Source organism: Bradyrhizobium sp. CCBAU 11361 (genome assembly GCF_028128935.1).
GTDB lineage: Bacteria > Pseudomonadota > Alphaproteobacteria > Rhizobiales > Xanthobacteraceae > Bradyrhizobium > Bradyrhizobium niftali.
Genome location: NZ_LBJZ01000174.1, coordinates 60,935 through 83,920, shown reverse-complemented (window position 1 = coordinate 83,920; position 22,986 = coordinate 60,935). Strand labels below are relative to the sequence as shown.

Genomic DNA, 22,986 nt, shown 5'->3' with positions numbered 1-22,986 from the left:
GCAAGCGCGTAATCTTCCTACAGGCAACGGTGCGGTTTGTGCTCAGCGTTTGTGATCAGGCCGTGCCAACTCTCTCAAGAGGAGTCATAGGAAAGCGATTTGCCCGACGATGAAGAAGTTTGGCCAGCCGGAGGAAAACTCTCCGATTGCCGCGCAGAACATATCGACAAAGCCGGCACACTCCTGTAGGGAGTGCACAATATTTGACGCGCTACCTAAGAGCGTGTCCTAAAAGATGATCTGTTTCGAGTCGCCCGTACGCTACGGGCTGAACAATTTCAACGTGAGCTGGCGCGCATGCCTAGTACCAGAGCCTGTTTCAGTGGCTTGCCAGCAATCTCCATAAAGGTGTGAGGGAGATAACGCGATGAGTGTGCGCGAGCAGCTGTTTACCTTGTTGCGCAATCTTAGATGGATAATCGTTCTGTCGTTAGCTATCTCAGTGTTGCTCTACCTGCCAGATCAGATTCAGGAACTCTACCGGATAGCCGCCGACGACCTTGGTTGGGTGACGTTCAGGGAGTTCGCTGCCCTGGGCCTGATTGCCATAACAATTTGGGCAAGCGCGTTTCAGCTCACAACTGCATCCCTGCCGCAAATCCCTAAGCTTTCGGGGCGCCTCGCCTACTATATAAGACTTGCTCCCGTCCTGCTTGGAGCACTGCCGATCATCGCCGCCACAGCAGGCCAATTCGCCTCGCGACCGGCGCGAAAGATTGGGGAGGTCGAGGAGGTCGGCAGCATCTTCCGCATTCAGGACCAGGCGCTCGCGTTTGAGCGGAACATACTGCTCATCCTCGCGATCGCCATGCTGATCATGCTCGCCTGTTTCGTGGCATTTACTTGGCGAATAGGATCAAGAGACCGCTCGATTGACATCGCGAGCCGCGCCAACAACGCTTACTTCATCCGCTACAGGTTTCTCGCGCTCTCGATTGGCGGCATCGTGCTGTTGACAACAGCATTTATCCTGCTGCCGGATAGACTTGCACAATTTCTTGGATCGTTCGGCGTGATCGCTCTCTTTGCGGTTTGCGTCATTGGTCTCACCGTCCATTTTGCTCTCTTGACGATCAGATTTGCGTTTCCGTTCATTCCGGCTGTCTTTGGCGGCTTGTTTCTGCTTGCCTCCTTATTCGGAGGTGACAACCACGAACTGCGTACCGTCTCTGAAGCAAACAGCCCGCCGGAGAAAACGCGCATGTCCGCTGCCGGCGCATTCCGCGAGTGGCTTTTGCAGAAGCCGCGAGTGGAGGAAGCCAAGAGGCTCGGCGAATATCCCGTCTTCATTGTGGCGGCTCAAGGCGGAGGGATCTATGCCGCCAATAATGCAGCGCGGTTCCTTGCGCGGCTGCAGGATCTCTGCCCGGCATTTCGCCAACATCTGTTTGCGATAAGCGGTGTGTCCGGCGGCAGCGTCGGTTCGGCAATCTTCGCCGCTGCGCTCCACGCCGAAAATGCGTCCCTTGATTCGAATGCCGTCGACGGAAAGACATGCCCCAAAATCGCAGATTTCCTTGCTGGAGTTGGGCGGGTCCAAGATATTGATGCTCCCGGCCCGGTCGAGCAGCGCGTTGCAAGCGTCTTGGCAACGGATTTTCTGTCGCCTTTGGTCGCCGGCTTTCTCTTTACCGATTTCACTCAAATGTTTTCACCGGTCGCAGTCCCCGCCTTCGATCGCGCGCGTTTCCTCGAATACACCTTAGAGAACGCCGGCGACAGAATGCTTGGCAACCACAAGGGCACCGGCGATCGATCCAATCTGCTAAAGGCCGACTATCAGTCCCATTGGGCGCCCGATAAAAACATGCCGGCGCTGTTGTTCAACACGACAGATGCCGGCAGCGGCAAACGGGCTGTCATCTCTCCCTTCGATTTCGATCCGCTGCACCCGAAAGACACGGACCTGTGTGTTCTTGCAGCGCTTGAACGCGCGGGCACCGGGGCTGACCAAACGGTCAAGAGCCACTCGCTTCGTATTCCGCTCAGCACAGCCGCTTTCACGAGCGCGCGATTTCCGTGGGTTACGCCGGCGGCGACCGTCTCGGTCAAGAATGACTGCATAACCTCTCATCCGCAGGCGCGCCTGGTGGACGGCGGATACGTGGAGAACTCCGGGATCGAGACCGCGCTCGATCTCATTGAGAAGCTTAACGCCATCAAGGGCACCTCCGATGCGCCGAAATTCCGAATTTACATGCTGTCTCTCGTGAGCGGGCAATTCGGTGATCATGGGTCATTCATGTTCGGTGAGCTCATGGAGCCGGTACGCGCGCTTCTGAGCACGCGAACCTCCCGAACCTATGTCGCGCTCAATCATGCAACCAGCATTGATCGTCGGCTCGAGGCCGAGGTGACTCCCAGTGTGCAGCGCTTTCCGACGTTCGGCCGCACGGACATAACAGGCCTGTTTTACAGCCTTCCACTCGGCTGGACGTTGTCCCAGAAGACCGAGGATATCATCTCATTGAGCAGCGGTCGCTTTTGGGATTGCGTGCCAAAGGACGACTTCGATCAGTCCCGCGAGAGGCAGAGCAACGCTGATTGCCTGCAGGTGAAGTTATTCCATCTTCTGAATGGATCGGTCGCGTCCGCATTTGAAACGCTTAAGGACGCCAAGCTCGCACGGGCTGCCTACGCCGGCGAGTTAGCGAAGGAATATCAACCATCTCCAAAGATCAAGCCGCAGCCGTTGCTTGCCTGCTATGAGAGCAATTGGCTGCAAGAGCGCGGTTATGAGAAGTATCAAGAAAAACTCGCCGCCTACGAGCACCAGTTGGCCGAATCGAGCAAGGACCATTCACCGGCTCCTCTACCTGTTCCGCCATATCGCAAGAGCTACATGGCCTATTATCAGGCCGAGCAGGTTAAGGCCTTGTTGCAGGAATGGGATCGCGTCGAGGAGACGGATCCTCGTATCCTGGCCTATATTCTTGGGTCAGTGTCCTACGACAGCGCCGACTTTACGCGTAGCAGCGAGAATTTCTCGTACAGCGCGGCTTCACAACTCCCACAGAAATGGCGCGATCGCATCGACCAGAATAACGCAAAGCTTGCGGCCGCAAACAAGCCCGCGGTCGACATTAGTTCATTACTCAACCATCCCAAGGAATTGGCCAACTTCGTCCTTGGTTACGACGGCAATCTGTTCGGCAACCAACCCGGAACGGATGACGGTTGGCTGTTTCGCCCGCGAGGAATGTATCAACTGGTCGGCCGCGAGCAATATCAGGAAGCGCAGGATCAAATGCAGCAGCTGGGCGAGCTCGAAGGGTTCGATCTGCTGACGCTTCCCGACGCGCTGAGGGACGCCAAGATCTCGGCCAAGGTCACTTTGGCCCACTTCCGATTGCACCGGTATAGAGACGACCGATTATCTCCGCCCAACAATCGCCGAACACTGTTCGAGTTGCTCAAGGATCGTGCGAACGACTGGGCGGCCGTACGCGCGTTACAAACGGACATGGCACGTGCGTCGGTCGACAGGACGCGGGTCACTACAAGAAGTGAGATGTTCCTCGGCTGTATTGAGGAGGCGTTACACCCGACGAAACTCAAGACCTTGCAAAGTCAATTCTACGGTGAGGAATGAGGAGTTTAATCCCCTCGCTCGCATTGCCGTAGCGAGAGAGAGTAGCGGCGGACCGCCGCTTTTGACAGCTGATGCGTGACGTTTTTAGTCTTACAGGGGGATTTCCAATGGTGGCAAAGGGGTGAAATGCACAGATCGATGTTTGGTCGGCGGCTTGCACGACTGTTTGCGGCGGGAGTGATGTGCGCATCAGCTTTGAACGTCACAACGGCTCCGGCGCAAGCCGCATCAAAGCCGCTTGCGCCTAATGATGTGTCTATTCTCTTTCCTCCGCCGAAGTCGGCGGGCGATCTCGCCAATCTGATCGCGGTGTCCGATCTCGCCGGCCCCTCGGGATCCCCCCAGCGGCTGTTTTCCGACGCGGACTTCGCGCGCTTTATCGCCAACGCCGAACATCCGGAGCGTCCGGGCGTGCCTGATTCGGGTGTACGTCAAATTCAGTTGCCCGATGCCGTGAAAAAGATCGACGCCTGGTTTGTGGCGGGCGTCCGTATCGATCCGGGCGCGCCGGGATTGGCGCCGGATATCGTCGCCCAATTTGGCCGGCAACCGCAAATCCGCCTCATCATTCAGCCGGTGACCAATGGGCCGGACGGCTTCAAGGTTCACGACACCGCGGGCCACCTTATCTTCAGTTTCACTCTCGAGGCGGATCCGCCTCTGGAGGGTTGCGCGCCGTTCCCGCGCTTCAAACCGGACGACGAAGCCTTCAAGGCGATCGTTCGTGACGTCGCGACCTTGCGCGATCAGCTTGCAGCCGGACATTTTGGTAAAGTCAAAGTCTCGACTGCCGGTGATCTGAACGTGCATCCGGGTCTTGTAGGAGCATCGGCAAAGGCTTTTCGCGATGCGCTCAAGGCCTTGCTTGAGAAGCATCTCTCGCCTCAGCGCCTCAACACCATGGCAGTGATGGGCATCGCACCGCCCGAGCCCTGGATTTTCGTGTCGATGTTAAGGGTCCCGCAAGCGGGGTTGATACCCGTGCCCGGCCCGACGCTTGATGGCCTGCACGCAGCACAGATGTTCAGCATCATCGGCGGAAAACACGTCGTCCCGCAACCGGGTACGAACAATCAAAATCCGATCACCTGTCGACACGCGGCGTTGCAAAATCCGCCCTTGCCCGCCGCTGATCGCAAGGGTGTTTCGACCTCCGAGTTTATCGATGGCAACGTGCCCAACAACCGCATCATCGAGATCGTCAATACCATTGCCGATCCGAACAAGAGCCACTTCTTCAATACCGATTGCGTCAGCTGTCACACCGAGACAGCGCAGCCACTCGCCAGGAAAATTGCAAACTTCGCAGCGGTTGGCGTGAACCGCGCGGTCTGGCCGAAAGAAGATTGGAATGTTCGCAATTTCGGTTGGTTCCCCTCGTTCTTGCGGGGGGGCCCGGCGGCGGCGACAATAACCCGGCGCACGGCAGCCGAGACGGCCGACGTGGTCGCCTTCATCAATAGCCGACTGCTGAACAAGTAACAGACGCCGTGACCGTTTGCGGCAGTCTGCCGCCTCGGCTCGACGCACGAAAAGATTTATGGAGTGCTTGCTATGGGGAGACCTTCTTTTGGCTCTCGTCTTTATTCCTGGGTGATGCGCTGGCCTCATGTCACCAGCCTGTTGTTTGCAATTTTTGTTGTCGTGATCGTGGCGGCCGGCCTGGTGTATTTCGCGCCGGAGAAAGTTCGCGATGCAGCTCTTAGAATCAAGAACGACGCAAATCTGGTCGCTCAATTATTGCCTGCGACCCTGCCGGAGCCATCAAAAATCGAAAGCGCTTATTGGCTGCCGCAAAACTGGAGCTCCCGTCAGCGTTACTGGTTTCACCACACGTCCCAGGGGACGGCGACCATTCCTGTCCCGTATCAGTGGTTCTTGGCCCTGGAACGCCCGGAGCTGTCCTTCTCTTACACAAGCTTGAGCGACGAGGACTATCTGCGCCGCCTGGGCTTCATCCCGAGTCCTGGCTCAAAGGACTTTGCCGGTAATGCGCCCTCATATGGTTATCACGACGATGCACCGAATGGGGGTACCGCGCCCCCCGGTGGGGCTCCAAGCGCGCCCGGCAATCCGAACGCTTTGCCGGTCGGTTTTGCCATCCTCAAGGGCGGTGTCGATCCGATGACGGGCGCCCCATATGAAGATCAGATCGGACTAACCTGCGCCGCCTGTCATACGGGGCATCTCGAATACAAGAATGTCAGCATACGGTTCGACGGTGGGCCGGCGATGGTCAATCTCGGCGAAGTTGAAAGAGTCATCGGGCTATCGATCGGCTACACGCTGATGTTGCCATGGCGATTTGAGCGTTTCGCCAGCAAGCTGGAGCGGATCAAAGGGCAAAGCGTCGATCGAAAGCAGATTCGAGGCGATCTGGAGCTTGCACTTCAAAAGATCAGGAACCAAAAGGCAGCGACCGACAGACTTTTGACAGGACAGGGAGTGGCGTCTCTCGACGAAGGGTTCGGTCGACTTGATGCGCTGAACCGGATCGGGAACCAGGTTTTCTATACGAACCTACTCGATCCCGTGACTGGCGAACTCCGGGACCCACTCCTCAAGGGCAATTTCGCGCGGCACGATGCGCCCGTGAGCTTTCCGCCAATCTGGGACACGCCGTATTTCCTTTGGGCACAGTATGACGCCTCTGTTCTCAACGAACTCGTTCGCAATTCCGGCGAGGCGCTCGGTGTCAGCGCGAAAATCAATATGACAGCGGCCGCGCCCGGACGGCCGCTTTTTGCCTCGTCGATACATCTATCCGAAATCTCGCGGTTCGAAGAGCTTCTTCGCGGCGCCGATCCCTTTTCGGCGGGCGATGCAGGCCGCAGAAAATTTACCGGGCTCGTGGCCCCGCAATGGAAGGACGCGCAGGAGAAATTCCGCGGTGACCCGGCCTGGGCGATCGATGAAAAGCTCGTCGAACAAGGTCGCGATCTTTATCGCGCTCACTGCTTTGAATGTCACCGGGGCCCGGTCAACGATACTGCCTTCGACAAAAAGTGGCCGGAAGATTCGTTCTGGAGCCCAGAGAACCCCGATCGCTCAGCCAAGAACGAGAAGAATTGGGTGGAGATCGGCGGACGGCATTATTTCAACGTGGTCCAGATGCCGGTCACCGCGATCGGCACCGACCCCCAACAATCCAGCGTCCTCACGACGCGGCGCGTTCACCTACCCGAGTCACTCGGATTACATCCTACAGATGACCTCAACAAAGCCGGAGGTTGTGGCCTTCCGGCAGATAAAGGGGCAGATCCTCTGTTTGTACTCGCACTCATGGACGTGGTCGGCAAGACGATTGACCAATGGATGATTGCGAACGGCGCTTCTGAAGAAGCCAAGAGTCAAATGTGGGGACCGAGAAAGAACTGCCAAAACCAGCGCGTCTATGTCGGGGCGCGTGCGAGCCGCAACGGCAAAGACGAAGCTGTTCTCGCCCTTGAACCTCAGTACCGGGCGCGTCCGCTGGACGGTGTGTGGGCGACGGCTCCTTATCTGCACAACGGGTCCGTTCCAACGCTGAGAGATATGTTGGCACCGCAGGCCCAGCGGCCGACGTCGTTTTGCGTCGGCAGCCGCGCGTTCGACCCGGTCAATGTCGGACTTCTTACGAAAGCACAGTCGGCCGACAGCTGTGCGGCCGGCTTGACGAACTTCGACGTTTCGCTGCTTGGGAACAGCAATCGTGGACATTCCTTCGAGGGCAAGGAAACCGACTTAAGGAAGCTCCCGCCTGGCGTGATCGGACCAGAATTGACCGACGCCGAACGGCGAGCGCTTGTCGAGTATCTCAAGACTCTATGAGTAAGGTGTTGCCCGCCGACCTGCACGTCGGCGCGGCTACGTTGGATCTTCCGCGGAGCCGGTGCATCCCTCTGTCGGCGGCGTGCACCATCGCGGCGAGAGCGAGGACGTCGACGCCGACTTCGCTTGGATCGAGCCCGAGCCTTTCGAGATTTCCGATGACGCCGCCCCTCACCTATCCCAGAGCCCGAATGCCGCTCAGGACGTCGACGCGGAATTCGGCTTCCAACCGACCTGGGAGATCCGGTGCCTGGTCGGCTGGCCCATGCGACAGTCAAAGCATAGAAGGCGTCCAGGTGGCCAATTGCGGCGCAGACCGCATCAACAATGTCGGCGCCACTCTAGAAATGGGTCGCAAAACTGTGTTGCAGTGTGTGCAAAGTCACGGGTTTGTTCAGATCCGCTGCGATGTGGGCCGAGCGGCACGCAGCATACAGAATGGTCGCATCAAGCGGCCGCTAACTGTCGCGGCCGGCAAATAGCCTGCGTGTCGGTCGAGTAGCCGCCAATAGGCCCTTAGAATGTTAAGAAGTCGTGGCGAGAGCATGACGTCCCTGCCAGCTTTACCCGCTCGACCCGGATTACCATCCGCTGTCTGTCGATATCCGGGATCGCGAGGAAAGCCACTTCCGACACGCTTAATGCTGTGGCACAGACGTCGTCAGCGCTATACGGCTCGTTAGGCTCAGGATTGCCTTTAGAAAGCTCACCACCTCCTCTGTAATCAGCACGACCGGCAGCTTGCGAGGCTCGCGCGCGCAGGCGATGCGCTCGGAAATCTCGCTGTGGCCGAGCGTCATGCCGTCGAAAAGGTGCGACGCACAGACCATCTGGTTGAGATGCGGCCAAGAGATCCCTGTCACCACAAAGTGAACCTGGAACGTATGAACATCCTCCAAACGGGCGATCGGCTAAAAAATCAGCTAGGCTTCGATACTGCTAGAGATATGATCGGCTGCGTTGCCGGCGACAAACTGCCCACCATCATGTCCTCGAGCATGCGGCGGCTCACCTGAGCCATCAGAAAACCTCCTGTCTGAAGGGGTCTGCTCTGAGAACGCCCGGATCCTCTCAGACGGCAGTCGGCGCGAGCGGCTTCGTTCAATCACCAATCAACAAATGTCGTGTCAAAGACTCACTTTCAGGGAAATCCGAAGTGTCGCTTGTGGACTCCAAATCGACGGTTGGGAGTTCTTCATGGACGCCAGTTCCTCCCGATGCTTGACTGTTGATCGTTGACCACTGCTTGTCGCGGCGGCGTTGCACCGAGGAGGGTATGCGCATGGCTTCGCGGTACTTCGCGACCGTGCGGCGGGCAATATCAATGTCCGAGGCGCGCAAGCGTTCCACGATGGTGTCGTCCGACAGGATCGCGGAGGGCTCCTCCGAATCGATCAGCTGCTTGATGTGGTGACGCACCGCTTCCGCCGAATGCGCTTCGCCGCCGTCGGCCGAGGCGATCGAGGCCGTGAAGAAATATTTCAGCTCGAACGTGCCGCGGTTGGTCGTCATGTACTTGTTGGCGGTGACGCGCGACACCGTGGATTCATGCATCTGGATGGCGTCGGCGACGGCCTTCAGATTGAGCGGCCGCAAATGCGCGACGCCATGGGTGAAGAACCCGTCCTGCTGGCGCACGATCTCGGTCGCCACTTTCAGGATGGTGCGGGCGCGCTGGTCGAGCGCGCGCACGAGCCAGGTCGCGTTCTGCAGCGCGTCGGTGAAATAGGACTTGTCGCCGACCTTGCCGATCTTCTTCGACAGCTCGGAATAATAGGTCTGGTTGACCAGCACGCGCGGCAAGGTGTCGCTGTTGAGCTCGACATGCCAGCCGCCATCCGGGCCCGGGCGGACATAGACGTCCGGCACCATGGTCTGCAGGCGCGCCGAGCCGAACTTCATGCCGGGCTTGGGATTGAGGCGGCGGATCTCGCCGATCATGTCGGCGATGTCCTCGTCGTCGACGCCGCAGATCTTGCGAAGAGCGGCGACGTCGCGCTTGGCGAGCAGATCGAGATGCTCGACCAGCGCCTGCATCGCGGGGTCGTAGCGGTCGAACTCGCGCAGCTGGATCGCCAGGCATTCGCTAAGAGAGCGCGCGCAGACGCCGGGCGGATCGAATTTTTGCAGCACGGCGAGGACGTTTTCGACCTCGGCCTGCGACGCGCCCAGACGCTCGGCGGCCTGGCCGAGATCGGGCGGCAGATAGCCGGCCTCGTCGACGAGGTCGATAAGGTACTGGCCGATCATGCGTTGCGCGGGCGCGGTGAAGGCCACCGAGAGCTGCTCGGCGAGATGGTCCGACAACGTTGTCTCGGCCGCGACAAAAGCTTCGAGATTGTAGTCTTCGTCACCGGAGGCGCCGCCGCCCCATTCGGTATAGGTGGTCGGCGCGGCATCCTGGGCGTTGCGCGCCGCAGCCTCGGCCGGCTCCTCGGAGAAGACGTTGTCGAGGCCGGTGTCCAGGGTCTGCTCGATCTCGGCGCGGGTGCCGAGATCCTTGCTCATCCATTCTTCCTGGCCCGGCTCGAAGCCTTCCGCGCTGCCGCCGAAGCCGTCCTCGCCCTGAGCCTCGCCTTGACCACCCTCGGAATCGCCGTAACTGCCGGCCTCGGCCGGGGCTTCGCCCGCGGGGGCCTCGTCACTGGCCCGTTCCAGCAGCGGGTTTCGCTCGAGCTCCTCTTCCACGAAGGTCGTGAGATCGAGATTGGACAATTGCAGCAGCTTGATCGCCTGCATCAGCTGCGGCGTCATGACCAGCGACTGCGATTGCCGGAACTCTAATCTCTGCGTAAGCGCCATGAAGCAAGAACCGTTACTGAAGTTGGCCCGCGTTTTGCTCATCTAGTCAGGAGCTGATCCAACCGCTTTGATGTCGCGCAAAAGCAGATGGGGGGTGACATTTTTGATGTAGGCGGCCAACAACTGGACACCGAAACACTTGCGGAACTCCTTCGTAAAGCTCCGTTGTCCGTGAGACTAGAGAACTAGAGGTTAGGAGGTGGCACTTTGACCCGAGCACATGAACCAACAGGACAGTTTCACCGTGGCAACACTCCTGTGAACGACTTGGCAGTCCGCGGCAGTTTCGGGGACTTCTGCGAGTAACCGCGATCTTACACATCCCGTAGGACGTCGCGTTCGTCTGCCTGAAGCCCGCCGCTTGTTAGCGCAGCGCGTCCTCCATGTGCGTTCGAAAACAAGTCTCTTGCCCAAGTTGCTGAGGCAAATCGGCGGAAGATCGAACAGCTGGCACTATTGTGCTGCGCTTCGGCTTATCCTGGCGAAGGTCCCAACATATTCGCGATGTCGCGTCTGGGCCTCTCACGCATCCGAATCTGGGAAGGATACCTTCCTCCTCCAAGTTGGCCGGCGTGACCGGGACGATCTTGTCGGTTTGTCGAGAGCCTTCGCGAGTTGTTTCGCTTGCAGCGGACTGCCGACAATCACGTGGCGAAAGCCGTCCGCACGTGCGTAGAGCGCCATGCCGTTGCCTATGACCTCGAGCACCACCTCATCGCAGGCCAGCAGTGTCTTGCCAGCGCTTTGGCGCACTCCGCGTCATATCAGTGCTGCCGGCGGAGCCTGCCGCCACCCCAAAACAACATCCCACCGAAGCTTTGGTGTATGCCGAGTCCAATCAGTCGCCGCATCGGCATCTGAGCTACGGCGAGACGACAAGTGCGAGTTAGCGCTTTTTGTACAACGCAGTGAGCAGCAGAGGTGGCCAACACCCAACTCGAACTCCCGGCTCATTGCCTATGTCGCCGGACCCGCAATTCGTGCTCCCGCTGCCTCTGTGCTGATGGTCGCACCATACACCACGCATCAGAACACCGCGGCGGAACGTTGGCACCGGCAGATCTCCTACTGGTTACTAACACCATTGAGCGGCCCCACGAGAAGTTCAAGCGACGGATCAAGATCGAGACCGCTTGCCATCAGCGGCCGCTACGGCACTATTGTGCTGGCCTGCTCACCTCGCCAGATCAACATGCGGCAAGGTCGATGGCTGGAGAACCCTTACCACAACGCCTAGATAGGCGATTGACCTCGCTGCACGAGCAGGTCGCTTCACGTTGATGGAAATCCCACGATTGTAAAGCGGCGCTGCCCCCGCGGTGAAGCGCACGGCTTCGGCGGCCATGGCTTCGTCCACCGGCAAGCCGCTGCCATAGGGCGGACCACCTTGCCTCGGCGGAGCGCATCAGGCAGCGGCACTTCGATTGCCTGATCGATAAGGCCGGGACGGGTAGCGCGGCCTCGATCGCGTCGGGACGGTTGCTGGAGAGAATGAAGATGATGCCGGCGTCTTCCGCCATCTCGTTGAGCAGCCAATTTAGCAACACTAGATCGCTTAAGAGGCGGATCGAGTCTGGCGCAAGGAGATTTTCATGCAACGACGACGCCCTAAGTCCACGCACCGCTGTTGAGAGACACCGCATACGCGCGCCTGATGCCCTTGCCTGCCCAGCTATCTGGTTTGGGCCGCTTCGGCTGAAGTACTTCGTTGAAGCCACTTGAGATCGATTGTCCCGATCCGCGGCAATAACAGAAGAGCCTGCCCGAGGACGGGGCCTTTGATCGTGCTTTTAAACGGGCGCGGAGTTAAATGAGGCGGCGTCGGGTCGCTTTGGCTACAGCATTCGTCCGGTTCGCCGCCCCTAGCTTCCTGACGACGTTCTTCATGTGAAAGTTGACGGTATTCTCGCTGACCTCCACGAGCCGCCCGATGACCCAGGCTGACTTTCCTTCTGCGACCCAGTATAGGCACTCTGTCTCTCGCTTGGTTAGCGGAATGTCTGTCTCGCAATCTTCATCAAGTGGCGGTGTAATCTGCGCGACAGCGTTGTGAAACGCCGACGCCAATATCGTGAGATGAGCCATGCGATCCTGTGGATTGGCATCATCGAAGGGAGATGCAAACGATACGAACGCCAATCGGCCTTGCGATCCAAACAATGGCACGCTTATGCCATGCTTTAGACCTGCTTCTCTGGCCTCGCGTAAGACGCGCAGCTCACGGGGCTGCAGTTCATATCGATGGGTTAGTTCATCCCAAAGAAAGGGCCTTGGCAGCATTGCTGTCCGCCGGACTACCGGGTCGATCGCTCGATACTCTTGCTCAGCATAGCGTTGGCACCAATCAGACGGGAAGTTTATGGTTGGCGGTGGCGGCAGATAGTCCAGCAGACGACGCTCATTCGAGCAGGTGAGTGCTCCGTACGCGACCTTATTAAAGCCTTCATTGCTCGCGCAATTCACAAGAAGATCGAACAGCGCTTTGATTGATCTTGTCTGTGTAGCGCATTCGACGAAGCTGAATAGGTCTGGCCCGCGACTTTCCCGTCTGCTTGAAGATAGTGGCATTTCGCCGTGCGATTGGTCATCCATTTCCATTTCCATTTTTGCTTATACAGATGTTGCCTCTGCTTGTTGCAGCTGGACGCCCGGATGCGAAGGAAGGCGCCGGGTCCGGGATGTTTGACCCGGTCCAGGTGCGCACCGATCCGATAGGTGGAGCAAACCGGCGCGGGCCGCCCGCAGGTTTGAGCCCACGCGGAGCTGATATCGTTCGTTGCCGAGCGGTCGGGTTGCTATCCGAGCTGCCGAATCGTCGCGTGCGTATCCAGACTCTCGAAAGAATGACTGGCAAATGATGCAGCGGTTGCGGCGGATAAGGTCAGCACTTCTCGTAAGAACATAGCAACATCTAGAGCACCGACGCAAAGAAGTGCGCTTGGCACGGAACTCTTCGCACAGCTCGACACACCTCACGTCAAGGACCGGTGCAGCCCCCTTAGGCGCTTATGCATGTTGGGCCGCCACGCGCGGACATCGACAACCAGCTGCTTGATAAGGACGACAGCGTGCATGCGATCCTCAGGACTTCCAAGAACCAGCATGGTGGGCACAGCAATTCTCGTACCACTTTCCGCTTTGGCAAAATGGACCCTTAAGAGAGGCACTCAGACAAAGACCGCCTCGTCTGAGGTGTTTGGAGCGGATGCGACATACGCCAAACACGCGACAACGTCTCAGGCGTGACATCGAATTGATATGGATCAAGAGCGTGATTAAGGGCCACTTGCCTCACCTGCATTGACGCGGAAGGCGGATGGGTGCTGCCTGTGAGTGCGGTCCTAAGGCGCAAGCCAAATCCAGCAAGAGGCTTTCCGTCCTTGAAGTCGAGCAGCGGAGCAGCAGTTTAGTCTTGCGGGGTCTTTGAGCAGCCGAGGACCGGCGCTTTTCGGCGCTTGCTGTGGGGCCCTTTGCGAACCGCTCCCTTAGGCGTCGTGAGGACTTGCCCCTCCTTGCAAAGCCGAGGAGAGAGCAAATGAAAGAAGAAGGAATCAAAGGCTCGTTGTGGATTGATCCGGGGCGCGCTGTTGATAACAACTCAGGCAAACGTGACGGAGATGCTGCGCCTCTCGGGCGTAGGCGTGGGGGTCTGAATCCGATTACACGCCAGCTCGGATGCAGCCTTCACACGATGAAGGGCTACGTCGCGGCGTGTGGGGTGAAGCCGCTCAAGTCGGGTCCGGGCTAGCTCTCGCGCACCACAGTCTTCAGGTAATGGTAGGCCTTGATGATCTCGACCAGGCGATCCTCCGTAGAGCGGTCGCCGCCATTGGCATCGGGATGGTGCTGCTTGACCATCGCCTTGTACTTCGCCTTGATGTCCCCGAGCGTCGCATTGGCATTCAGGCCCATCACCTGCAACGCTTTCCGCTCGGCATTCAAAATCTTGCGCGCCTCAGGCTTGGCCTCCAAGCGGGGGCGGACACCGGCGCGTCCGTTCAGCTCGAGGAGCGTGCAGAGGGCATGCCAGTCGTCCTCGAGATCGGCCGCGTTGCCGGCCATTTTACGGGCGCTGATGTTCTCGCCCATCTTCCAGGTCGGACGATGGCCGGTCAGCGCGTCGTTCTGGTAGCGCGCGACCGCTTCCGCATCCATCCCCGAAAAGAAATTGTAGGACTGATTGTATTCGCGAACATGGTCGATGCAGAAGTGCCAATATTGGCGCGCATTGTCGCGGCCCTTGGGCGCCGGATGGGTAGCTTTGTTCTGGCAACCAGGCCATTCGCACAGCGCCGCAATCTGGCGCTCCGCCGCTTCCTTCTTGTTGATGCGAATGGAATCGAAGATTTTGGATGTGTCGATCAGCATGACCTTGCTCCGCTGGCGGAGCGGCAGTTAACAGCGCCGCTTGTATGCTAGAGAATTGGTTTGGACGGCAAGTTGGATCTGTCTCGGCCTTTGCGTCTAGTTGGTGGCATGATGTAGCAGGCACTTCCTAGCAATCGACATGCCAGGACTTGCGAGCTTGGTTCAGACAATCATCTCTTTGCGATTCAGATCGACTCGATTGCAATTGCTGTCGGGTTCTGCACATAGAGGTCTTGAATGGGACCGGGGGTGAATACAAAGAAAACGGGAGCTGCACAGGAAGGGTAATGACGCGCTCAGAGAGGCAGCGTATCCAGGCGGATGGCGAAGCTGCGAGAACTTCTCCAGGGAGCCGATACGATCGAAGGAGACGATCAACATCCTGCCCTTCGGTCAGCCGTCTGCGGTCGATCATGCACTGCTATAAATTCCTGCAACATCGCGCGCGATCTGTTCGTCCGGGCCGTCGAGACTGAACTGCCACATTCTCGAGACGCCGGCGAGCTGAAGCCGCCGCGGATGTCGCGCCAGGCCGTGCGGCACAGCTATCGCCCGGCGCGCAACATAAAGGATATCGGCGCGATCGAGATTGCCAGGCCCAAGGTGAGGACCGGCGCGCAAGCAGCTCGCCCGTTGGATCCGCTTCACCTCGGTGATTTTGCCAGTCCGAGCGCGGCGGACCAGGAACCTCGATCCCCTGCTGCCCGCCCCTTAGCTAAGCGGTATGTCGGCAGGCGATCCAGGAGGCGCTCTCGGCCCTGCTGGAAAGGATGCAACGAACCTTCACTTTCAGTGATCTTGGGCCTGAATGACCAATCGCAGGGCGAATACGAGCGCTGGCAGCAAAAGGGCCGTCAACGTGCTCAAAGAGATCCCGAGCTGGTTCGGAGCGGCAAGAAGAAGGCCATGCAGTATCTCAATGGCGCCAAGCCGGGCGGTCGCGGAGCATGCACTTGATACCTTCGCCGAGAGCCGCGCCAAACATGCGCGTGACCTTGATAACCGGACAAGGATCTCCAATCTGGAGCCCATTGGCTTTCTATGACTTTCCCGCCGAGCACCAGAGCCAGCTGAGAACTACAATCCGATCGAGAGCATCCGCCGCGGTGCGGCAACCGAGCGTGCGAGCCAAGGAACCGTTGTCGCCACAAACCGCAAAATTGATGGTGAGCTGATCGAGGTGGCGTCGAAAACGATGCGTTGACTGAAGTGGCCCAAACAGTTGCCGAGATCGTGGCGTCGTCAGAGTGCCGAGGGCGTTGAGCTCGTCCCGAACACGCAAAGCCATACCGCCCGCTCCGCTTCCTCACCAGTCGCGGTCAGGAGCGGCGAAATGACTGATCTGAGATCACAATCCGGTAAGTCTCTAAGCGCGTCAGCTTGTCGACAGCTGGTCCTAATAGAGCGAGAGAGAGCGACACTATCGGCTCGGCATTGCCAACCGACTCAAACCCGGGGAGTTGACATGGACCCATTTAACAGCATCAACCCATTCGACCGTGACCACGCCGCAGTGTCACAACCGCAACAGCAGCAAGCGGAATTTGAGCCGTACTTGGATGAAGTGCCGCAGCTTGATGCCCCTGCCGTTGCAGAGATTCCTGGTTTTTCAGATCGCTACTATCTTCCTCTGTCTGAGGAAGAGCGTAGCCTCATCGAGGCTTTGGAACTTGGGCACCAGGGGGCCCACGGTCCTCATCCCGAAGACGCCGTCACCAGACACCTCGTGGACACCGCTGCCCAGCACAGCGCGCCGCGGGAAGCTTGGACTTGGCCGAAAGAGCTGCCTGCGGAAGGTCACGATCAGAACCCGCTGCGGGGGATGATGAGCGAACCGACCCTAACATCGTCTCTCCCAACCGCGCGCGACCACCAGGGACCGGATCGCGGCAAAGCCGTTCTCCAGTTCAACTGGAGCGACGGCTACCAGCAGGCTCGGAACGAGCTGACCGGGAGCGCTCCCTTTTCAAGTCACGAGGCCCTCATGGGTGAGGATTACACCGGTGAGTTGAGGCCTGGGAAGAGGCAGAGGACGCTAAGCCAGCCGGAACTGGATGCCATTGAGCGCCAGCTGAGCGAGCCGGGCAATTCAATGGCGCGTGTGCTGATGGAAAGCGCCGACGCACCGCTTCAGGCCAGCGGTCCGCTCGTCCTTCCTGCAGAAGGCGACGATCAGGATTTGCTGTGGGCGATGGTGGGAAACGCCGGCCCATCGGCGTCTCTCGAGCCAACCGAGGGTCATCACCAAGGGCTGCATTCGGAATCGGCCGTTATTCCCTTCAATTTCCGGCAGGGCGACCAGCACGCGTCCGCTGCGCTTGACCGTAGCGGCATCCCGCCGAGCCAGGACAGCCGACCCAACAGCTTTATCGTTCACAATGACCGCTACACGGCGCTATTCGTGCCCGCGGCGGCGATGAGGCCAAGCACCCCACTCAATGCGCCAGGCCCTGCCATTCCTCTCGGATCTCGAGCGGAAAACGTTCCGCAGCCCAGCGCGCAGCCAGCAAATCGAGCCTCACCAGCGCTGCTTGGACGTTCGATGGAGCATGCCGCTCCGGCGTCCTCCAGGGCTGAGAGGACGTCCCCGGCGGCCCGCGAGGTTTATGCTGCATCATTCGCCGTTCCCGAGAATTTTTCGCACGGCACCCAACCCGCCTCGCACACGATGCTCTCGATGCTCGGCCGCTGGGGCCTCTTGCCGGACGCGGCGCAGCCGGTAAAGCAATACGACATTCGCGGCGAGCTCTACACCGCCCTCCTAGGGCCGGGAGGGCCCAACGACGTTCGGCTCATTCATCACCCGACAATGTAGATGCCGAGGGGCAATCCCACGCTAGGAGCCCGTCCACATAGCTTCGGTATTGGACTTCTTATTGGATCATAGCTTGCTCCAGCGCGTCTTGGGAGCTTGGCGCGGTTCCCCGGGCGCGGGTGAGCGCTACCCGGCCCGATTAACTTTGCGCGATCATCGCTGTGCGGCTCCTCGTTGAGCCGCACAGCCATCGCCCTTTGATCTTTCCGAGCGCCGAAGCTGCGAAGAACACCTACGGTATTATTACCGTTGCGTTTTACAGCACTGCCATTGATTGGGGCCTCGGCCCCGAGACAGGGGGACGCATCCTCCGAGTAAAGAGGCTGCTTTCCGTGCCCGTTGAACAGGCGTCGGCTGAGCTTAGCTAGCTGCAGATGGATGTTGGTCGTCCATTAGCCTCAGATGCATATCCTGGTCGTGGCGTACCGGCAGAAAGCTCCTCTGGCCAACGAGGCACTGCCCGGCACCTCGTCGATCCGCCTCGAGCCGTTCAGTACATATCTCAGGGGTCAGCAATGGTCCGGGATACCGTGTCATCACTTAGCCCAGTCGAGGTGTTCCGCAGCTCGCGCAGTGCTACCCCAACGCTGCCGCCAACGCCCTTGTCCTGGTTATACTCTTGACATGTGCATTCAACGTGCCCGCGGAAAGCTCGCCAGCAATGCCCTTCCTATTTTTTGGCGGAGATAGTCGCTGAAATCTGCAAGAGCAGTGCATAGACCGCGAAGTATCTGTCGCTACTCCGGTTTTTGACGCTTTGATGAGAGCCGCGTTGTTCGGGATAAGGATTTGGTTCAGCGCGGGCTGCCTTCGGCACTACTCTGCCCGTCGAAGATGACGACCTGAAATGACCTATCGCGTCAAGGAGCTTGAGCGCAAGATGAAGCTGAGCAAGCCGCAGCGACCTCTGTCCGGCTGATCAAATCGGCCAGATAGTGTTTGAGGAGTTCAAATAGCGAAGCGCCCCAAAGACAAGCCCCGCGACAGCATCGTTACCGAGCACCAGAGCTGTGTCTGTTCGCGACCAGCTTGCGCTGCTGAATGTCAACATCAGGAACTCCAGCCCGAGGCTGCTGCCCCATCTAGGCCATATCGCGGCCATCATGTGCACGACCGCACATCTCCCGCGTACTTTGATGCCGAGACAAATCATAGAGCAAGGCTCGCCGGCGCGAAGGCCGAGGCGTTTCGCACTTCCTGCCGGCCTCAATTGACGATCGCCGCGACAATCTTCTAGCTTAGCTGATCGTGCAGGCCTTCCCGGCCGAAGTCAGCACCAGGCGGGCACACCGCGACGACGACCGGGGTCATCGGGGCCGTCTCGACTCGGGCGAGGTGCTCAATTTCGCAAGGCGTCTGCATGGCCCTTGCGGCGGATCGACGAACGCCGCATTGAAAGATGCCGGGGCCAATGGTGCGCAGGCCGTGCCGTGCGTTTGTTGCGTGTTTCAGTGTCCGGGCTCAGGAATAGAGCGCGGGGGGGAGTACTTTCTGGCACGAGTGTCGTCTCTCTTTTGACACCTGGCGCGATCACGGCTTGGCCGAGAAGCACTCAGAGGAACGAGCCGAGCGAATAAGGCAGCCCTGGTTATGGCTCGATTACCTCGTGGCCATGAGCGCTTGAGATGGCCCTTCGATTTAGGGAAACGATCTACTCTGCCTTCAGGTCCGCTCTGGGGTCTCGATGCGGAGAACATCGCAATTCGTTCATGCGCCGCCTGCAGCCGGGCTTGGCGAGTTGGCCGATAAGCTTGAGACAATCAGCCCGCGACGGGCTGCGGCTTCGGACAAAGCGCATAAGCCCTCCTTGCTCACTCCCACGCCAGCATCCCGGTTTGGTGCTTAGCAGTCGAGGGACAGGGGCTCGGCAAATCGGCTGATATCCCTTACGGCCAAACGCTTAGTGCAGATCTGGCGTCCTCACAGGACTGCATCGCGGCGGAAGCGCGGGCGATGACCAGGGGTCTAGGAGCGCACCACCAGCGCTAGATCCCTCACAGGTCACCGATACGGTGGATACGCCCGAGAATTATCCCGCACCTAACCTGCCACTGAACTTTCATATGGCAGCAGTTACATCTCGGGATTTTCAGTGAGACCGAACTTTAGACCAGCCAAGAGTAGAGCTGTCCCGTGTGCAGCGAGACCGAACTTTGGACCAGCCAGAACTAGAGTTTTGCGCCTCTCATCACGTTGGCGGGCTGGTGGCGCCGGCGTGATTTTGCAGCAAAATCGGCGGCCGATTGCCGATCGCCCCGTGGGGCCGTTCCTCGTTATAGTATCTGCGCCAAGTCTCCACTTTTTCCTGGGCGTCTGCAAGGGACAGGAACCAATGGGCGTTGAGGCATTCCGCCCGGAAGCGGCCGTTGAAGGCCTCGATGAACGCGTTATCCGGCATGATGTAGCCGGTGTCCCGTGTTTCCAGACTGGATCTAGCCCATTAGCGTAGACCGATCCGGGCCTCGGGGCACCGGGAGCACGCAAGTGCGGGCAGGCCGTCGCACTGACATGAACTGCGAGTTCGAGGTCGTTATCTGGCCGCCCCTGCGACTAGCCCGGATGCGCTGCGAGCGCGGATCCGTAATTGTCGTGTTGCCCGCAGCTCCCTTTCGCACTGACCATGGAGGGAGAGATGCGCATCATTGGCATGGACATCCATCGCGTGGCGGCCGAGGCCGTGGCGCTGCTCGAGGGACATCTAACGAAGCTCGGCCGCATTCCCATGACTCGTGACAGCTTGGAGGCTTTCGCCAGGAAGGAACTCACCCATGATGATCACGTGGTCGTCGAGGCGACTGGCAATGCCGCGGCCGTTGTCGAAGTTCTGGCGCCGTATGTCGACCGTGTTGTCATCGCCAACCCGAAGCAGGTGCGGTGGATCGCGCACGCAAAGATCAAGACGGATGCGATTGATGCCGCCGTGCTCGCGAAGTTGTACGCCACCGGATTTCTTCCGGAGGTCTGGGTACCCGATCAGCGCACTATGGCCCTGCGACGGCAAGTTGCGCGCCGTACGCAGCTCGTGCGTCAGCGGGTACGCTTGAAGAACCTCATTCAGTCGATCCTTCACGCCCACCTCATTCCGCCCTGTCCACACCTCAACCTTGTAGGGATCAGCGGTCGCAGGTGGATCGCCGCCCAGATTGTACCTGCCGACGAGCGTGCCGCAATCGAGCGGCACCTGGCGCAGATCGACCTGATCCAGGGTTCGTTGAAGGAGGTCGAGGCGGATATCGCGCGTGAAGCGATGTCCGATCCGATCATTCGGCGGCTGATGACGCTCCCGGGTGTGGACATGACGGTGGCTTCGGGCGTGGCCGCGGCCGTCGGCGACATTCGGCGCTTTGCCGATCCGACCAGGCTGGTGAGCTACCTGGGGCTAAACCCGAGCGTAAGGCAGTCTGGCGAGGGCTCCGCCTACCATGGCAGGATCACCAAGCAGGGCCGCGGCCAAGCTCGCGGAATGCTCGTCGAAGCCCGTTCGCCGGGACCGCTGCGTGCATTCTTCCAGCGCGTGGCTTCACGACGCGGCAAGCACATCGCGGCAGTCGCGACGGCGCGGAAGCTGGCGATGATCATCTGGCATATGCTGACCAAGAGCACTGACTACATCTGGACCAGGCCGGCCCTGCTGGCGCGCAAGTTCCGGAGCATCGAACTGCGCGCTGGATTACCCACCAGCCATGCCAAGCGTGGATCGGCCTATGATTAAAACATCCCCGCGAAGAGGGCTGAGGAACGAGCACGCGTGGAATCCGCCGAGAAGGAGTACACGAGGTTCACGTCCCGGTGGCGGGCAAAGCCACGATCCCGACACAGCAAGGCCTCCGCGACATAGGGCTTGTCTACAACATCCGTGTCGGTTGGCTTGCCGGCGGCCGAGAAAGTAAGCGTATCGCGACGCTGGTAGGGTTACAGGTCACGATCGCGCGACAGGAACTCGCCGCCTTGATCGACGCGGATCTTTGCTCGGAATCCCACTGACTTGCAGCCGCCTTCCAGCACCGACAAGTCGGCGGTCCCGTACAAGGCGATCCGCAGCAGCCGCTGCCGCAACAAATGCAAACAAATCCAAATCGGGACGGAGGCGCGATTAGACGACCCTACCGATTTGTGCAGGAGATTTCGCGGCTCAGGTCAGTTAGCTTGCTGAGTGTTAGGGGAGACTTCCTTAATGTTGATTGTCGAAACTGTTTTAAAGCCAGACCAGTTTGGCGGTATTGGACTTTTCTCCGCGACGCTTTTGCCCAAAGGTTCGCTGATATGGATTCACAACCCAATCGTTGACATCGCAGTGACGCCTGAGCAGTACGAAGCTCTAGCTCCAACATTTCGAGCTCTACTTGATAAGCATGCCTATCCAAGAGACTACAAGGCAAATGATGGTGTTATAGAGTACAATGCCGACAACGCCCGCTTCATGAACCACAGCAGTCAGCCAAACACATATCAAGACGATCATTGCCGACTTTTAACGGCGCGTGACGTACAACCTGGTGAAGAACTGACTCGCAATTATTTGTTTTTCGATCCGACGTGTGACTTATCGTGGAATGAAGAACCATCGGTGAATGTTGATGCCCCAACGGGCTAGGCGGCAGTGGATTGAGTTCGCGGTCTGACGGCTGATTCGTCGGCGAAATTTACGGGAAGAGTTTCGGCAACTAATTGTGGCCATCGACCGACCCAGCTTTTGCGGCAGCCTCCTCGAGCTTGAAGATCATTGCGAGCGCGGCCTTGTTCGACATCACTGGCGCGCTAAGTGCGGTGGGCCACGTCCCGGCGCGTGCTTTCGATGACGTATTGCCGCGACGTGGAGTTCACAACATCTGTAGAGCCTACCCTACGCAAGATCTCCGCAGATGCCCCTGATCTCGCACTTACTTCAGAATCTGACGACGCTCGATCAATTCCCAATCGCTGCTGAGATGGCGCAGGAACTGAGCCTCACAGTCTCTTAGCATGCGCTGAATGGGCTGCTTAACGTCAGAGCCGCAGATGTGCTGTTCACAAACGCACTTGATGAGATCGCTTGCGGCTCGATCTTTGCCCCTCGATTTACTTCCGCGCGCAGCGCAGAGGAAAAAGCAAGTCGCTTCTCCAGGACATGCACGCCTGGTTGTTGCGAGAGCGCGAAACCCTCTCGCGCTCCTCCGACGTACTGAAGCCTATGAACTACATGCTCAGGCGCTGGGACGACTTCGCCCACTTCCTATACGATGGCAAGATCTGCTTCACTAATGCGCTGAGCGCGCATTGAGAGGCAGGGAAGGCGCAACTAGACCTTAGCTGGTAGCCAGCGCGGCGCCGACCGTGTCGCCATCATGCTGACGATGATCACGATCTATCGCCTCAACGACGTTGATCCCAAGGCCTGGCTCGCCGAGGTCCTGGCCCGGATCGCCGATCTTCCCGGGTCGCGCCTGCACGAACTTCTGCCCTGGGAATGGAAGCTCCTGCGCCAGGCCGATAAGCCCGCCGGGTCAGCAGGCCACTGACCTTCGACCGATCATAGAGCTCGCTGTGCCCGCGCGCATGCGTCAATCAGGCGGTCTTCGTCGTCTTACGATTACCCACATTTTTGAGGTGCAGTGAGTCG

Annotated in this window: 9 protein-coding genes and 4 pseudogenes; 8 read left to right on the top strand and 5 right to left on the bottom strand. The window is 59.0% G+C overall.

The window, feature by feature from the left end; translation table 11 throughout:
• Window positions 1-367: 367 nt before the first annotated feature.
• The 3 genes from XI08_RS20205 (at window position 368) to XI08_RS20195 (ending at window position 7,402) form a co-directional block, all read left to right on the top strand.
• A complete protein-coding gene (locus XI08_RS20205; protein WP_271575670.1) occupies window positions 368-3,592 on the top strand; it encodes a hypothetical protein in 3,225 nt (1,074 codons plus the stop codon).
• A 75-nt stretch (window positions 3,593-3,667) separates the two neighbouring features.
• Window positions 3,668-5,074, top strand: coding sequence for a hypothetical protein (locus XI08_RS20200; protein ID WP_271575669.1), 1,407 nt, complete (start codon window positions 3,668-3,670; stop codon window positions 5,072-5,074).
• Window positions 5,075-5,146: 72 nt separating this feature from the next.
• The gene (locus XI08_RS20195; RefSeq protein WP_271575668.1) at window positions 5,147-7,402 is read left to right on the top strand and encodes a di-heme-cytochrome C peroxidase; all 2,256 of its coding nucleotides are present in this window, start codon (window positions 5,147-5,149) and stop codon (window positions 7,400-7,402) included.
• Window positions 7,403-8,040: 638 nt separating this feature from the next.
• On the opposite strand, the gene XI08_RS20190 is transcribed toward XI08_RS20195, so the two are convergent.
• From XI08_RS20190 to XI08_RS20175, 4 genes are all read right to left on the bottom strand, one after another.
• Complete coding sequence (locus tag XI08_RS20190; RefSeq protein WP_271575667.1) at window positions 8,041-8,301, bottom strand: hypothetical protein; 261 nt, start codon at window positions 8,299-8,301, stop codon at window positions 8,041-8,043.
• A gap of 202 nt (window positions 8,302-8,503) precedes the next feature.
• On the bottom strand, window positions 8,504-10,204 hold the full coding sequence (rpoN, locus tag XI08_RS20185) for an RNA polymerase factor sigma-54 (protein WP_442869847.1): 1,701 nt from the start codon (window positions 10,202-10,204) through the stop codon (window positions 8,504-8,506).
• Between the two features lie 1,806 nt (window positions 10,205-12,010).
• Window positions 12,011-12,796: a helix-turn-helix transcriptional regulator gene (locus XI08_RS20180; protein WP_271575666.1), complete on the bottom strand. Its 786-nt coding sequence runs from the start codon at window positions 12,794-12,796 to the stop codon at window positions 12,011-12,013.
• A gap of 1,152 nt (window positions 12,797-13,948) precedes the next feature.
• Window positions 13,949-14,572, bottom strand: coding sequence for a J domain-containing protein (locus tag XI08_RS20175; RefSeq protein WP_271575665.1), 624 nt, complete (start codon window positions 14,570-14,572; stop codon window positions 13,949-13,951).
• Window positions 14,573-15,603: 1,031 nt separating this feature from the next.
• Between XI08_RS20175 and XI08_RS46395 the strand changes: the two are divergent.
• Window positions 15,604-15,741, top strand: a pseudogene (locus tag XI08_RS46395) (IS256 family transposase); the annotation flags it as partial.
• A gap of 296 nt (window positions 15,742-16,037) precedes the next feature.
• Window positions 16,038-17,387, top strand: a complete 1,350-nt coding sequence (locus XI08_RS20170; RefSeq protein ID WP_271575664.1) for a hypothetical protein — start codon at window positions 16,038-16,040, stop codon at window positions 17,385-17,387.
• A 2,188-nt stretch (window positions 17,388-19,575) separates the two neighbouring features.
• Here XI08_RS20170 and XI08_RS20165 read toward each other — a convergent pair.
• Window positions 19,576-19,779 (bottom strand): annotated as a pseudogene (locus XI08_RS20165) (integrase core domain-containing protein); the annotation flags it as partial.
• A 240-nt stretch (window positions 19,780-20,019) separates the two neighbouring features.
• Between XI08_RS20165 and XI08_RS20160 the strand changes: the two are divergent.
• From XI08_RS20160 to XI08_RS20150, 3 genes and pseudogenes are all read left to right on the top strand, one after another.
• Window positions 20,020-21,225, top strand: a pseudogene (locus tag XI08_RS20160) (IS110 family transposase).
• Between the two features lie 336 nt (window positions 21,226-21,561).
• Window positions 21,562-21,981, top strand: a complete 420-nt coding sequence (locus tag XI08_RS20155; RefSeq protein ID WP_097670016.1) for an SET domain-containing protein — start codon at window positions 21,562-21,564, stop codon at window positions 21,979-21,981.
• Between the two features lie 474 nt (window positions 21,982-22,455).
• Window positions 22,456-22,885 (top strand): annotated as a pseudogene (locus XI08_RS20150) (transposase domain-containing protein); the annotation flags it as partial.
• Window positions 22,886-22,986: the final 101 nt, after the last annotated feature.

Coding starts and splice junctions, on each gene's coding strand:
- rpoN (WP_442869847.1), bottom strand. CDS start 10,204: ATGGCGCTTACGCAGAGATTAGAGTTCCGGCAATCGCAGTCGCTGGTC.
- XI08_RS20180 (WP_271575666.1), bottom strand. CDS start 12,796: ATGGATGACCAATCGCACGGCGAAATGCCACTATCTTCAAGCAGACGG.
- XI08_RS20155 (WP_097670016.1), top strand. CDS start 21,562: ATGTTGATTGTCGAAACTGTTTTAAAGCCAGACCAGTTTGGCGGTATT.
- XI08_RS20175 (WP_271575665.1), bottom strand. CDS start 14,572: ATGCTGATCGACACATCCAAAATCTTCGATTCCATTCGCATCAACAAG.
- XI08_RS20195 (WP_271575668.1), top strand. CDS start 5,147: ATGGGGAGACCTTCTTTTGGCTCTCGTCTTTATTCCTGGGTGATGCGC.
- XI08_RS20170 (WP_271575664.1), top strand. CDS start 16,038: ATGGACCCATTTAACAGCATCAACCCATTCGACCGTGACCACGCCGCA.
- XI08_RS20205 (WP_271575670.1), top strand. CDS start 368: ATGAGTGTGCGCGAGCAGCTGTTTACCTTGTTGCGCAATCTTAGATGG.